This window comes from Marinobacter profundi, from assembly GCF_002744715.1.
Classification (GTDB): domain Bacteria; phylum Pseudomonadota; class Gammaproteobacteria; order Pseudomonadales; family Oleiphilaceae; genus Marinobacter; species Marinobacter profundi.
This window is the reverse complement of sequence record NZ_KZ319372.1, coordinates 32,694-45,913: the sequence shown is the minus strand read 5'-3', so window position 1 is coordinate 45,913 and position 13,220 is coordinate 32,694. Positions and strand designations below refer to the sequence as shown.

Annotated in this window: 11 protein-coding genes; 3 read left to right on the top strand and 8 right to left on the bottom strand. The window is 56.7% G+C overall.

What is annotated here, in order from left to right:
- Positions 1-146 precede the first annotated feature (146 nt).
- Entirely contained in the window at positions 147-1,130 is a 984-nt protein-coding gene (locus CLH61_RS12175; RefSeq protein ID WP_099615024.1) for an aldo/keto reductase, read from the top strand.
- Between the two features lie 46 nt (positions 1,131-1,176).
- Here the strand turns inward: CLH61_RS12175 and CLH61_RS12170 are convergent, their stop codons facing one another.
- From CLH61_RS12170 to CLH61_RS12135, 8 genes are all read right to left on the bottom strand, one after another.
- Complete coding sequence (locus CLH61_RS12170) at positions 1,177-2,514, bottom strand: hypothetical protein (RefSeq protein ID WP_099615023.1); 1,338 nt, start codon at positions 2,512-2,514, stop codon at positions 1,177-1,179.
- Positions 2,515-2,656: 142 nt separating this feature from the next.
- Positions 2,657-4,609, bottom strand: a complete 1,953-nt coding sequence (locus CLH61_RS12165) for a TRAP transporter permease (protein WP_170003720.1) — start codon at positions 4,607-4,609, stop codon at positions 2,657-2,659.
- A 91-nt stretch (positions 4,610-4,700) separates the two neighbouring features.
- The gene (locus CLH61_RS12160; protein ID WP_099615022.1) at positions 4,701-5,855 is read right to left on the bottom strand and encodes a TAXI family TRAP transporter solute-binding subunit; all 1,155 of its coding nucleotides are present in this window, start codon (positions 5,853-5,855) and stop codon (positions 4,701-4,703) included.
- Between the two features lie 338 nt (positions 5,856-6,193).
- Entirely contained in the window at positions 6,194-7,501 is a 1,308-nt protein-coding gene (locus tag CLH61_RS12155) for a TRAP transporter large permease (RefSeq protein ID WP_099615021.1), read from the bottom strand.
- Positions 7,498-8,013: a TRAP transporter small permease gene (locus CLH61_RS12150; RefSeq protein WP_099615020.1), complete on the bottom strand. Its 516-nt coding sequence runs from the start codon at positions 8,011-8,013 to the stop codon at positions 7,498-7,500. Before CLH61_RS12150 ends, CLH61_RS12155 begins: the two co-directional genes overlap by 4 nt.
- Positions 8,013-9,011: an NADPH:quinone oxidoreductase family protein gene (locus CLH61_RS12145; RefSeq protein ID WP_099615019.1), complete on the bottom strand. Its 999-nt coding sequence runs from the start codon at positions 9,009-9,011 to the stop codon at positions 8,013-8,015. Before CLH61_RS12145 ends, CLH61_RS12150 begins: the two co-directional genes overlap by 1 nt.
- Positions 9,012-9,024: 13 nt before the next feature.
- Complete coding sequence (locus CLH61_RS12140; RefSeq protein WP_099615018.1) at positions 9,025-10,230, bottom strand: CaiB/BaiF CoA transferase family protein; 1,206 nt, start codon at positions 10,228-10,230, stop codon at positions 9,025-9,027.
- 71 nt (positions 10,231-10,301) lie between these two features.
- Positions 10,302-11,423: a C4-dicarboxylate TRAP transporter substrate-binding protein gene (locus CLH61_RS12135; protein WP_099615017.1), complete on the bottom strand. Its 1,122-nt coding sequence runs from the start codon at positions 11,421-11,423 to the stop codon at positions 10,302-10,304.
- Between the two features lie 142 nt (positions 11,424-11,565).
- Between CLH61_RS12135 and CLH61_RS12130 the strand changes: the two genes are divergently transcribed.
- Positions 11,566-12,348 carry an IclR family transcriptional regulator domain-containing protein gene (locus CLH61_RS12130; protein ID WP_099615016.1) on the top strand — a complete coding sequence of 261 codons (783 nt, stop codon included), beginning with the start codon at positions 11,566-11,568 and terminating at the stop codon, positions 12,346-12,348.
- Between the two features lie 125 nt (positions 12,349-12,473).
- A complete protein-coding gene (locus tag CLH61_RS12125) occupies positions 12,474-13,157 on the top strand; it encodes a nitroreductase (RefSeq protein ID WP_228152629.1) in 684 nt (227 codons plus the stop codon).
- The last annotated feature ends 63 nt before the right edge of the window (positions 13,158-13,220 follow it).

Sequence of the window (13,220 nt, the reverse complement as noted above, 5' to 3'; positions counted from 1 at the left end):
GGCCCTCGAGGCCTGTTTTAATTTGAACTTCGAGTTGCCATGGTCTTTATTCTAAGAACTATCAATCGATTTTTCTGACCGATTCCGAATCGCAATTTATATTCCCCCGTTTTTGATATTTTTCACCTGCAATCTTGGAGAAAACCATGCAATACCGCCGCCTCGGAACAACCGGCATGAAAGTCTCCCGCCTGTGCCTGGGCACCATGACCTATGGCTCACCCAGATGGCGGGAGTGGGTTCTGGACGAGCAGGCCAGTCGACCCTTTATCAAACAGGCGCTGGACGCCGGCATCAACTTCTTTGATACCGCGGACATGTATTCCATTGGTGAGTCCGAGCGGGTGGTGGGCAAGGCATTGCTGGATTATGCGCCCCGCGAGGACGTGGTTATCGCCACCAAGGTCTTCAATGCCATGGGGGATGGCCCCAACAACCGCGGGCTGTCCCGCAAGCACATCATGGCAGCCATCGACGCGTCATTGCAGCGGCTGGGCACTGACCATGTTGACCTGTACCAGATCCACCGCTGGGATTATCACACTCCCATCGAGGAAACCATGGAGGCGCTGCACGATGTGGTGAAGGCGGGCAAGGCCCGTTACATCGGTGCCTCGTCCATGTTTGCCTGGCAATTTGCCAAGGCCCAGTTCACCGCGGAAAAACACGGCTGGACCCGTTTTGTCACCATGCAGCCCATGTACAACCTGATCTACCGGGAAGAAGAGCGGGAGATGTTGCCGCAATGTGCCGACCAGGGCGTCGGCGTGATCCCCTGGAGTCCTCTGGCCCGCGGCATCCTGGCCGGGAAGACTGTACAGGGTGAGGGCGGTGAGACGGCCCGGGCACGCACCGACGAGAACACCCGCAAATGGCACCTCGGCAGCGACATCGATCAACCTGTCATCGCCGCCCTGCGGGAAGTCGCGGACAACCGCGGCACTTCTATGGCGAGGGTTGCCCTGGCGTGGGTGCTGTCCAACCCCGCAGTGACCGCCCCCATCATCGGTGCCAGCAAGCCGGGCCATATCGAAGAAGCCCTCGCGGCACTGGAGCTGGAACTGAGCGAAGACGAGAAAGCCGCCCTCGAGGCCCACTATGTGCCCCACCAGGTGGCCGGGCACGCCTGAGACAGAAGGTGCCGGACGGGAAACTCTGCTTCCCGTCCGGCAGTTATCAGAATGGCAGGGTAAACACCGCACAGACCAGGCTGCAGACAACCAGCGCTGCCAGGGAATAATGCAGGCTCCAGCCATAAGATGCGGTATGGGCGTTGTATCCGGTGCAACGTTCCAGCAACAGTGAATTGGCCGAATACGGCGTGCCGGCGATGGTAATCCCCCACCCCGCCACAATACCCAGCCCGAGGCCGAGCAGGCCATACTCCGGCCAGATCGGCCCCAGAATACTGCCGGACAAGGTGCCGGAGATGATCGGATTCACCCCGATCGCCCCCCCGGCGAAGAACAGCCAGGGCACCGCCATCGCCACCAGCGGATAGGCCCAGACGGGCAGGCTGAACTCCATGCCCAGCCAGCCAAGCGCGAAGGTACTGACAATCCCCCCGAGGAATGAGGAGCCGCCCATGATGGCCAGCTCGTTATTGATCAGGGCCAGTGAGGGCATCGTCAGCACCCCATCATGTAACCGGCGGTATATCAGTCCGATCACCACTGCCGTCAGGCAGCTCAGGGTCACCGCCTGGGAATAGAGCAGCCCACCCCAGGCGCTCAGGGTAAAGGCGCCCACACAGATCAGCGCAATGATGCTGATAAAACGCAGCCATGGCAGCAAAGCCGACTCCAGTTCAGCGCCATCCACCAGGAGGGCCTCCCGGGGTGGCTCCTCTTCTCGTGCAAAGGTGCCAGCAAACAGGTAAAGCAAAGCAAACGGCAGCCCGAGGGCAATCAGCTTCCAGCTCGACAAGCCAGGCAGAAACGTCACGGTCATGACGATGGCAATGGACAGCGGCGAGGCCATGGGTGACGCCCCGAAGCCCCGGATCACAGCCCGCGCGGCATTGCGCGCCATCGGGCTATCGCCCTGATCCTTCACCTGGAGTCCGATCATGGTTGCGATAACACCGACCGCACCGAAGTTGAGGGGGATGGAGAGCATCGCAGTGCCCGACGTCATACCCACATAGCGGAACAGGGATTTACCGCCAAACAGACTGCGGGAGATAACCTTCAGATCGTTCGATTGGCCCAGCACAGCCGATAGCAGCATCACCGTGATGATCAGCGAACCGATACGCGCCATGTTGCCCGCAGCCCTTGGCACCGCCGATGGCTCGGTAACCAGCGCAACCACGGTCAGCAGGAGAATCAGCACAAAAATGGCGCGACCGACCGTGCGCAGGTTACCCCACCCCAGCACAATAGCCAGGCAAGCCAGCAGGGTTGAAAGATAGATGTGGCCGGGTAGAAAGGTCGCTATACCGGCCAAAAGGGCCAGATAGGCAAGCAGAGAACGGGGACGGGAGAAACTGTCCGGTTGTAGCAAAGCCTTCATTCGATCCCCATCTCCGAAACGCTCCCCGTCAGTCACATGGAATATTGCCGTCCAGAATGAACAGCGGCCGGCAATCATAACGGAGATGATTACCGGCCGTAAGATAGCTTACTACTTTTGTCGCAAGTTTTGCTGCCGCAACCTAGCTGCGAGGCACCACTAGACGCTGCGGGTTCAACAAACCTTTGCCGGCATACATCAGGATGATCAGGCCCAGGCCGACCGCCTCCGATACCAGGTTCGGATAGATCAGGCAGCCACCGGCGGCCAGCGCCATTATCCGTAACGGCCAGCCGATAATGCCGATGCGGTAGAGGTAGCCTTCCATGGCAGACGCAATCAGCCAGATGGCGGTAATGGCCGTCACCACCGACATCAGGATCCGGGTGATGTCACCCTGCAGGATCAGCGAGGGATTCAACACAAACAGGAACGGCAGGATAAACAGGATGCCGCCAAGGCGCATGGCGTAGATGCCGGTCTTGGTCGCATTGGAGCCCGCCACACCCGCTGCGGTGATGGCAGCCAGGGACACCGGCGGCGTGATGTACGACAGCATGCCCCAGTACAGAATGAACAGGTGGCTGGCCAGCGGGTTAAGCCCGGCATTGACCAGTGCTGGCGCCAGCAGGATCGACAGGAAGATGTAGCAGGCACTCACCGTCATCCCCATGCCCAGTACAAAACTGGTGATGGCGCCGGCAATCAACATCAGCGGTATGCTGCCGTCAGCGTACAACAACAGCTCTCGCGAGAACGCCCCCGCCACTCCGGTGTACGACAGGCCGCCAACCACCAGGCCGATACCCGCGAGAATCGCCACCAGGTTGGAGACGTTGGTGGTCAGGTCCGCAATGAACGACTTGGCGCGGACCCAGTTCAGCCGGTAGTCACGCTTGAACAGCGCCACCCCCAGCAGCACCAGCGAGGCGTAATACGGCGCGTAAGCCTCGATCCGCATTACCAGCAGCATGTAGACCAACATCACCAGGGACAGCAGGTAGGGCCAGCCGTCCTTCAGGGTTTCCTTGAGGGAGGGAATCTCCGACTCCGGCAGGCCCTTGAGGCCACGGCGGGCGGCATAGTTGTCCACTTGGAACAGCAGCGCCAGGTAAAACAGCAGCGCCGGCAGGAAGGCGGCAATCATGATTTCGGCGTAGGCCACACCGAGGAACGACGCCATGATAAAGGCAACCGCGCCCATCACCGGTGGCATCAGGGTACCGCCGGTGGAGGCGCAGGCCTCTACCGCTCCGGCGTAATGCGCCGGATAGCCGGTTTTCTTCATGGTCGGAATGGTGATCGGACCGGTGGTGAGAATGTTGGAAATAACACTGCCGGACAGACTACCCAGAATGCCGCTGGACAGCACCGACACCTTGGCCGGACCACCGCGGCTACGGCCCATCAGGGCGGTGGCAAATTTCATAAAGAAATCACCGCCACCGGTGATGGTGAGCGCGGCGCCAAACACCACGAAGCCGATGACCAGTTGCGCCACCACCTGCATGGGAATTCCGATAATACTTTCCACGCCGATAACGTGGGCGCGAAGCAGCTCCGGCAGCTCGTACTGATTGCCCCAGAGAAAGCCGGGCATGCTGTCCGCGTAAAGCGGGTAGCTGCCAAAGAACAGCGACACAAACAACAGCGGCCAGCCACCACAGCGGCGCACCCCTTCAAGTACCAGGACCAGCAGGATGCCGGAAAACACCGTGGCTTCGGTCGGCGCCATGTACTCCCAGCCCATGTTGATCATGGTCAGGCCGTGGTAACCCAGGTAGCCACAGGACACCAGCGCCAACACCGCCAGCACCCAGTCATACCAGGAAATCCGGTTACGGGCGCCGGACCAGGCCGGAAAACAGAGAAACGCCGCTGCCAGGAAGATACCAATCAGGTAATACAGGTAGGAGTTGCCCAGTGGCTGGAAACCCAGAAACTTTAAGTTGAAGGTCTGGTTGATTGCCATCAGCAATCCCAGAGTACCCAGGCCCAGGGCTATCCAGTAGCCGATTCCACGCAGACGTCCTTTGTCGGAGCTTTGGGGTTCAGGAGTATTGGTTTGGGCATCGGCGCCCTGGGGAGAGGTCATGTTGCAAAATGCTCCGGGGTTGGAACCCCGGAGACGGCATCGCTAAGATGCCGCCCCCGGAATCAACACAGCTTGTCGTTCAGAGTAAAAATCAGAGCGCGCCAAGCGCCTGCTGACGATGCTTTTCCCAGATCTGGGCAAATTCTTCGTCGCTCTTACCCTCGCCTTCAGCAACCGCCTTCGGCCAGGCTTCCAGCAACGCATTCAGGCGCGCGGTACGGGCGTCATTCCAGGCCTGGTGGTCTGCGGTCCAGATACCTTTTTCTTTCAGGTAACGGATGGCGCCTTCGTGCAGAGGGGCGTCGATTGGCGGGACACCGGCAAGATTGACATCCCAACGCGGCATGGCTGATGTGGCATCCTTGTACATCGGATAAGTCTCATCCACGGCCTTGAGCATGTTGTATACAGTTTCTGCATCCATATCTGCTCGCACCGCCAGCACCGGGTAACGGTAAGCCATAATAGTGACAGGGTTTTCTTCACTGATACCGGCGCCGATGGTTTCCTTGTAAGGAGTGAAGAAAGGCGCCAGCTTGTTTACATTGGCCCAGCCTTCCTTGTCGTTCGGATCCATGTTCAGCCAACGGATACCACGGGGGGATTCTGCCAGTTCATAAACGTGGCTCGGTGTGGTGGTGGTGCAGGAAGCATCGGCTTCTCCACGTGCAAGAGAGCCCATGGCGCTACCATACGTCGGAAACATGATAGCCTCCACATCATCCCGGCTCAGCCCCGCAAACGCCAGGAACGCATCGCACTTCACGTTAACAGACGGGTTACCGGCCACATAGGCAAACTTGCGACCTTTAAGATCGGCGAGTGTCTCGATACCAGCATCCGCAGCCGTAAAGATGCCGAAGGACGACGGCCGGCCGGCGATGGCACGCAGATCCTGCGGCCCCCACTGCCGAGTTGAGAAATCGTAGACACCCTCCGTCGCAAAGAAAGTTTCGGTGGCCAGGAAGCCCACATCCGCCCGGCCACTGAGTAGCGGCTGCAGGCGGCCGATAGACGAACCAGACGGCTGGATACGAATCCGGGTGCCGTATTTCTTACCGAAGGCATCCGCGATAGCGGAGGCTTCTGCGTAACCGGCAGAGCCTACATCGTAGGAGGACCAGGTCATGGTATCCGGCAGTTTGGTATCCGCGGCCTGGACGGCAGTAGTGGCGCCAAGCACCAGGGCTGCGGAACAGACGGTGGCGGTCAGTGGCCGCAGGAATTTAACGGAACGAACGGTCATATAAATCTCCCAGTATTGTTGTTGTCTCAACGCTGGCCCGCAAACACCGAAAAGTATCAACAGGCGTACTGTCATAGAACATATATGCAGTTCGCATCAAGCTAAACCCTCACCGGGAAATGGTCAACGATTCTTCCATTCTTCAGCAAACCATTATTCTATCGTTGGTATACCGCTATGTTATACCTCGCTCCAGACACCGCCTCAGCAGATAAATCAGAACCCACCCACCGGCACACCCAACCAGGGCCAATAGACTCCCCTTTGAAGTTCCCCGAGGCTTATTACCAAAACAGACATTCCGTTGTCCGTCATGGCAATGCGGCCGACTGCAGAGGTCAGTACATCAACGAAGGGAGAAACAGAGAGATTTCCGGAAAAAACATAAGAAGTGCCAGTACTACAGCTTCTGCTGCAAGAAACCAAAGGGTTCCCCGAACAATGGTTCCAAACGGAACAGACTCTCCAACTCCGGCACTTACCACAAACAGGTTAAGCCCGATCGGAGGAGTAAGCAGGCCGATTTCAATAAACTTGACCACCAGTACACCGAACCAGATAACGTTGATGTCAAAAGCAATGACAAAAGGAGCCAGAACCGGGAGGGTTACCAGCATCAATCCGATAGGGTCCAGAAACATACCGAGAATGATATAGAAGATGGTCACTATGATGAGAAATATCCATAGCGCGACAGCATAGTCTCCAACCCACTCCCCAATGCTCATGGGTATCTGACTCAACGTTAGCATCCGGCTGAATAACACTGCACCAATGGCAATCAGAAAGATGGACGCCGTGCTCTGGACAGTTTCCGCAACAGCCTCCCTCATGGCAGACCAACTGAAGGAACCCTGGACAACCGCTGCAATCACCGCGATAAACGCACCGAAAGCGCCGGCCTCAGTGGCGGTAACTGTGCCGGTGTACAAACCACCAACTACCCCCGCAACAATCACTGGCAAGGGCCAGGACCGGGCCAATAAGCGAAGTTTCTCTGGCATCGCGTATTGGTCTGTAGTCCTTGGTGCCAGATCCGGATTCAACTTCACTCTGATTACGATCAAAGCTGCATACGCCAACATGGTCAGCAAACCAGGGATTATCCCTGCCATCAGCAACTGACCGACGGATGCCTCCATAAACACGGCATATAATACGAACGGTATGCTCGGCGGTATGAACGCTCCCAGAGTACCTGATGCGGCAACCACTCCCGTCGCGAGACCCGGATCGTATTTAGCGCGCAACATTTCAGGCACAGCCAGTCGAGACATGGCACCTGCCATTGCCACACTCGAGCCACTCGCTGCGGCGAAGCCGGCGCTAGAGACATTGGTGGCGATGGCCAGACCACCGGGCAAAAAACTCAGCCAGGCCCTCCCCGCGTCGAAAAGAGTACGTGTTAAACCCGTATGGAAAGCAATCGCCCCCATCAGAATGAACATCGGGATTGCCGTTAGTGACCAGTGGGCAATGAACTGGAAGGTGGTTGACCCCATCAGCGAAAATGCAGCACCGGAGCCCCGGAGCCACCAAATGCCGGTAAAGGCAGTCAAACCTAAGGCGACTCCAATGGGTAAGCGCAGTGCGAGCAGGACGAGCAGTAAACCGATACAGGAAAGACCAATGTCTACAGGACTCACGACTCCCCCTCCCGCTGATCAGTCGACGAAGTAGCAAACCGGTATAGCCAGTGCAGAGAAGCCAGCAAGGCGAGGAAGACACCAATCACCGCCAGCCAGCGTGATGGCCAGATTGACAGCTCTGCTACGATCGCATCCACCGTCTCCTGACGCTTCCAACTCCGAACTGCCTGCAAATAAAGACCGTAAGAAAAAATGGCGAAATACACGGTCATTGCAACGACGCCAATACCATCCACTGCGCGCCGCACACTCCCCCGAAGGAACTGGGCAACCACATCAACACGAACATGAACATCGTCAGTGGTACAGGAAAAAATACCGACAAACACAGCGGCCACCATGTAGTAGTAGGTAACCACCTCCATAGTCCCCGGAATATGCATTCCGAAAAGAACCCGGAGCAGCACCTCAGCCGTCACGTGCAGCATCATCAGCACCGTTACTGCGCCAACTGCTACCGCCGCCCCATTACTGATTTTTTTCAGCCAAGCACCCATAAACGCCTCCATTAAGAGATCCTGAGGACTACCTTGCCTACCGAACGCCGACCAACGACGCAGTCGATTGCCTTCGTTACTTCTGCGAGATCAAACAACTGAGGCTCCCTGAGGTTGAGGCGGCCTGCCGAAGCAGCTGAAAACAGCCAATCCATCAAACTACGGATTTGCGGGGCAAATTCGTGACGACGATCGGTCTTACCCCAGCCGATATACTCGGAGAAGTTCACCCCATGCAGGCTGATATTTTTTACAAGGAGCAGATTTACCGGTGCCTTGGGAATCTCACCACTGGCAAAACCCAAAGAGAGAATGTTGCCTCCGTTTGCCGTGCATCGAATGAGGCTTTCAAAGGCTGCGCCACCCACCGGGTCGAACACCACATCCACGCCTCGCCCCTCAGTCTCAGCGCGAACAGAATCCAACAGGTCCCGAGCCTGGTAATTAATCAGTATGTCGGCCCCGACCTGCCGGGCGGCTTCCAGCTTGGGCTCGGAGCTGGCCGCCGCAATAACCACCGCTCCTTTTAGCTTTGCGACTTCCACAGCCGCAAGACCAAGCGCTCCACCCGCCCCGCAAACCAGCACTCGCTGGCCATTCTTTACCCTCCCCCGCTCCAATGCTGTTGCGGCGGTACCAAACGACAAGGGAATCCCGACTGCTCGCGCCAGCGAGACGTTATCGGGAACCGGATAGACCGTTGCTACATTGGTGACAAGCTCCTCAGCAAAACCACCGGCGTCCACAATTGCGGCCACCCGATCTCCCGGCCTGAAGAATTCCACATCCGGAGCACATTCCAGTATTTCCCCCGACACCTCAGTACCGGGAATGAACGGCAGCTCCATCTTGCGCTGATAACGCCCGCTGACCATCAAGGATATTGCATAGCTGACACTGGCATAATGAGTCCGGATGCGAACACAACCAGGCGCGAGGTCAGGACGCTCCATATCAACCACTTTCAAGTCTTCATAGCCCGTAAACTCTTCACACAGGATCGCTTTCATGAACCCCCCGAATTCAGCCGTTATTTGACGTCATGCCCTGAAAACAGGCCTTGGCGTGAACGAGCGAAGCAATTCCTTCTTCGTCATAACCCGCTTCCCGCAGCACCTCACACGTGTGCTCTCCCAGATCGGGTGCCGGCCTGAGGTTTTCGACAAGGGGCTCGGCTCCCGGGAATCTTGGAAAGGGAATCTTTCCAAAGGCTTTGTGGCTCACTTCTGGCATCAGATCGAGGAACCGAACCTGGGGGTCGCTGAGCAGATCGACGTAATTATTTAGCGGACCGCAGAGCACACCGGCCTCGTTCAAGCGATCAATCCAGTGGGCTCTGGGGCGAGACACCAACACTTCGGCTATCAGTTGATGAAGCTCTGTCGCATTGCGTTGACGGGATTCGTTCTCTGAAAAACGCAGATCCTGCTGCCATTCCGGATGCCCCAGTACCCGCGCGAGGGCATAGAACATTTCATTCCGGAGACAAACCACCGACATAGCGCCATCGCTGGCCTCGAATGTGCCAGAAGGCACGGTGACATGGGCACTGCGCTGGCCATTTTGCAAAAAGGATTCCATCATTGGCATTGCCTGGAAGGCGGATGCGCCAGCCAACAGAGACAAGTCCAGATGACACCCCTTTCCGGTAGTTTTTTGCTGGTATAAGGCCGCGGCCAGTGCAAACCCCGCATACAGGCCTGTGATCATGTCCACTGCCAGCATGCCAACACGTTGAGGATGACCTTCCGCATTGGCGTTCATCACAGACATACCCGTTATCGCCTGCAAAATGCTGTCAGAGCCCGGTCTTTCCGCGTAGGGGCCTGACCGGCCGAAACCGCTGATTGACCCCAGGATGATTCCCGGACGCAGCTCACACAGCGCTTCGTATCCGAGTCCCATCTTGTCAATAACCCCTGGTCGAAAACTTTCCATGACCAGGTCGGACTGACCTGCCAGGCGCTTCAGCACCTCGGCACCTTCATCCGTTCTGGCATCAACACAGATGGCCCGCTTGTTCCAGTTTGCCGAAACACTCAGGGTGCTATGCCCCTCCCGACGGAGCCCCATCAGTCGCCCCCAATCTCCTTGCGGGGGTTCCACTTTCAGTACTGTGGCGCCCATCATAGCCAGCATCTGGGTCGCGTATGGCCCCGCAAGTCCCTGGCTCACATCCAGTACCCGGATACCACGGAAGGGCAACAATTCAGGCTTTTCTTGATTCATTGATTAGCTCACCTTGGACAACGGGCGACGAGCAACAGCTAGCTGAAGCCCGTGCCCGAATTGACTGGGATTCAGAATGCCTTGTCGTATATCTCGCTTTTCAACAATGCCGCGTATTGCTGCTCCGTGATGTTCGGATCCGCCAGCAACTTCTCCCATTTCTCAAGGTTGGCAATGAAACTCTCTACAATCTGACTGGCATCCTTAACTCCCCGGTCGGACGCGGTTGCAGCTGCCCTTTCGATCTGAGCCTGCATGAAAGCCCCGCGTGTCTGCTTCATTTCGTCAGACACCGCTACAAATCGAATGCCCTGGCCACTGGCCGCCTTCCGGACCTCCGCCTCTTCCTTCTGATACTCGAAAATAGTTTTGGCGACACCCACAGGCGCCGCTTCCACAATGGCCCTGCGTTCTGAATCTGTGAGCTCATCCCATACGGAATTACGGATATTGAGCAGTGAACCACCGAGGAAAGCTCCCATCGGCAACTCAACAACGCTGTTGGCAACTTCATTCAACGACAGCGACTTCAACCAACTGGTAGCTCCAATAACACAATCAAGCTGACTGCGCTCCATCGCCTCATAGGACTCGCTATTGGGAATATTGACCGGAATACCGCCAATCTGGGTTACCCACCGACCAATTTCTTCGCCGGCCACTCGCATCCTCATCCCTGCCGGTTCAAACCCGGATGCAAAGTCGCTCTTACACATGGCCTGATAGGGTGGCGTGGCATAACTCGCAAGAAAACGAACGTCATGCTCTTCAAACTCTTCAAGGCACTGGGGGCACCCCGTAAGAACCGTATCAATACTGGCGGCCGTCGCGACCAGAGAGTTCTGATCCCAGAACGACAGGTCGCTGATTGTCGTATTGGCCGGGATAGAGGTCGGGTAATACACCGTCACCAGAAATCCACCATCGATCATTCCATCACGGACCGCCGACAGCATTTCCTTACCCGATGCGGCAGCTCCCGAAGGGAAGAATTTGAATTCAAGACTGCCTTCAGTTCGCTCCGCCACCTCATCCAGAAAGGCAGTTATTCCAGTACTTGTGGGATGCTGGGGAGGCAAATAGCTACCGTATGTGAGATCCCGCGCCAGAGCTCCGGCGGAAGCTAAGGAGCCGGCAACCAACAGGCAGCCAACACTCATCGACATAAAGGGGGAAGGACGTTCTTTGTGCATTGTAGTTATCTCCGATTTCTGGGGTTACGCAGCGATTACTTGTTTTTTGTTCGCTGTGCGCACACAATGTTCTCTTTGAGAACACGACAAAGAAAAGCTCAGAAAACATCGAGTGTCAAAATTTATTTGGGAGACAAAAGCGATGAGCACCCATAAAGCAAAGGAACAAAGCCTTATGGTTCATTCGTTTATCCGGGGACTGGAAGTCATTAAAACCTTTGGGGAGGGTTCTGCGAAACTTTCACTATCAGAAGTTGCCTCCAGGGCCGCCATTTCCCGGGCCAGTGCACGAAGATTGCTGCATACGCTCTGTGATCAGGGTTACGCACGTACCGATGGTAAACAGTTCTGGCTTACGCCCCGCATTCTGGAACTGGGATTCTCATACCTGTCATCCATGGAGATCTGGTCATTCGCGCAAACCCACATGGAAGAACTGGTACAGCGTGTCCACGAATCCTGTTCTATCGCAGTGCTCGACGGCTATGACATTTACTACGTCATGCGTGTTCCAACCCGAAAACTACTCAAAAGCACCCTGAACATTGGCTCATCACTTCCGGCTCATGTGGTTTCCCTCGGCCGCATACAACTTGCCGGTCTTTCGGACGAAGAGCTGGACCACTTTCTTGATACCGCCAATATTGAGCAATACACCCGGTTCACCGTCACCGATAAAGAGGAGCTGCGCCGGATTATTCGGGAGGATGGCGCCAAAGGCTGGTCGGTGGTCGATCGTGAACTCGAAGAGGGCATGTGTGGCATATCAGTTCCGATCCGCAACCGGCACGGCAAAACTATCGCAGCAATAAATATCACCCTCCCCCCAAGCAAGGCGGCAGAACCCGGAATGCTGGACTACTTGCGAGAGCAGCTTGGGGAAACCGCCACGCAGATTCACGAGGAACTGATACGTCAGCGGTAAAAATCGGATGTCGAGAGCTATGCATACCCAGCATAGCTCTGATAAAAAATATGCTTTTCCCAGCCGCACACTAACTTGATACCGTGTACTCAATAACAACTTCAAGAATTACCCCGGAGAACGCTATGGTCATATCCAAACCCACCATGTCCCTGATCGACGCGATCACGTCACGGCGATCCATCCGGGGCTTCCTGCCCGACCGGGTTCCCCCCGAGGTGCTGGAGCATGTGTTCGAGATCGCCCAGCAAGCGCCGTCGAACTGCAATACCCAGCCGTGGAAGGTGTTTGTTGCCTCCGGCGAGGTGAAAGACCGGCTGCGGGACCAGTTCGTGGAACGGTTGGATCAGGGCTTACCGGGCCAACCGGATTTTCCCTACGTTTCTGCCTGGGAAGGGGAATACCGCCAACGTCAGGTGGATTGCGCGGTCGCGCTCTATAACGAGATGGGGATTGCCCGGGATGACAAACCCGGCAGGCTCCGGGCGGTCCGCCGCAACTTCGAGCTTTTCGACGCCCCGCACATCGTCTTCCTGGGTATGGATCGTAATTTCGGTGCCACCATTTCGCTGGACGTCGGAATCTATGCCCAGACCCTCATGCTGACCATGCATGCCTTCGGCATCAGCACCTGTGCCATGGGCAGCATGCGCGCCTATCCGGATCTGGTACGGGAAGCGTTCGGGCTCGACGATAGCACCGGCATTCTGCTGGGTATCAGTTTTGGTTATGAAGATCCCGAAGTCGATGCCAACCGGACGCGGACCGTGCGTGAGCCGCTGGCCAATTCGGTCGTTTTCCGGGGCTGACCACCTGCTGCATAGCCCGCCACTTGATAGCCCGGCCCCGCCGGGCTATTTCTGGCAAAAACA

Bases quoted from the DNA above. Each gene is read 5' to 3' on its own strand.
- CLH61_RS12175 (WP_099615024.1), top strand. From the start codon at position 147: ATGCAATACCGCCGCCTCGGAACAACCGGCATGAAAGTCTCCCGCCTG.
- CLH61_RS12170 (WP_099615023.1), bottom strand. From the start codon at position 2,514: ATGAAGGCTTTGCTACAACCGGACAGTTTCTCCCGTCCCCGTTCTCTG.
- CLH61_RS12165 (WP_170003720.1), bottom strand. From the start codon at position 4,609: ATGACCTCTCCCCAGGGCGCCGATGCCCAAACCAATACTCCTGAACCC.
- CLH61_RS12160 (WP_099615022.1), bottom strand. From the start codon at position 5,855: ATGACCGTTCGTTCCGTTAAATTCCTGCGGCCACTGACCGCCACCGTC.
- CLH61_RS12150 (WP_099615020.1), bottom strand. From the start codon at position 8,013: ATGGAGGCGTTTATGGGTGCTTGGCTGAAAAAAATCAGTAATGGGGCG.
- CLH61_RS12145 (WP_099615019.1), bottom strand. From the start codon at position 9,011: ATGAAAGCGATCCTGTGTGAAGAGTTTACGGGCTATGAAGACTTGAAA.
- CLH61_RS12140 (WP_099615018.1), bottom strand. From the start codon at position 10,230: ATGAATCAAGAAAAGCCTGAATTGTTGCCCTTCCGTGGTATCCGGGTA.
- CLH61_RS12135 (WP_099615017.1), bottom strand. From the start codon at position 11,423: ATGCACAAAGAACGTCCTTCCCCCTTTATGTCGATGAGTGTTGGCTGC.
- CLH61_RS12130 (WP_099615016.1), top strand. From the start codon at position 11,566: ATGAGCACCCATAAAGCAAAGGAACAAAGCCTTATGGTTCATTCGTTT.
- CLH61_RS12125 (WP_228152629.1), top strand. From the start codon at position 12,474: ATGGTCATATCCAAACCCACCATGTCCCTGATCGACGCGATCACGTCA.